This is a genomic window from Roseateles sp. P5_B10 (assembly GCF_056400485.1).
In genome coordinates, this window is the sequence record NZ_JBFULE010001450.1 from 1 (window position 1) to 730 (window position 730).

The 730-nt window shown below is 62.3% G+C and carries 1 protein-coding gene; it reads left to right on the top strand.

Annotated elements, in window-relative coordinates:
* The coding region (locus AC1DU6_RS33915) for an ATP-binding protein (RefSeq protein ID WP_477862794.1) at positions 1–730 on the top strand (730 nt) is incomplete at both ends.

The following is a 730-nucleotide window of genomic DNA, read 5'->3' on the forward strand; positions in this document are numbered from 1 at the left end:
GACTTCAACAACCTGCTCACCGGCATCGTCGGCTCGCTCGACCTGATGCAGACACGGCTCGGTCAGGGCCGCACTGACAATATCGCGCGCTATATCGACGCTGCGATGACCTCGGCCAATCGTGCGGCGGCGCTGACGCACCGGTTGCTGGCCTTCGCGCGGCGGCAGCCGCTGATTCCGAAAAGTGTCGATGCCAATGTGCTGATCGTCTCGCTGGAGGATCTATTGCGCCGGACCATTGGCGAGACGCTGGATCTCGATATCGCGGCGGCGCCTGATCTGTGGTGCACACTGTGCGATCCGAACCAGTTGGAGAGCGCGTTGCTCAATCTGGCGATCAATGCGCGCGACGCGATGCCKGATGGTGGGCACTTGAAGATCGCGACACAGAATGTGCGCGTCGATGCCATCAATGCCAATGCGCCGGCTCTGACGCCTGGTGACTATATCTGTATCAGCGTCAGCGACAGCGGAACCGGCATGAGCCCGGAGGTCGTGGCGCGCGCCTTCGATCCGTTTTTCACGACAAAGCCGATCGGGCAGGGCACGGGCCTCGGCCTGTCGATGATCTACGGCTTCGCGCGTCAGTCCAATGGACATGTCAGCATCGACAGCAGGCTCGATATCGGGACGGCCGTGAAACTGTATCTGCCGCGCCATGAGGGAGATGCTGCCGCACAGGATGACGAGCCGCTGAAGGGCGATCAGTACGTGGCCGCGGGCGAAACCC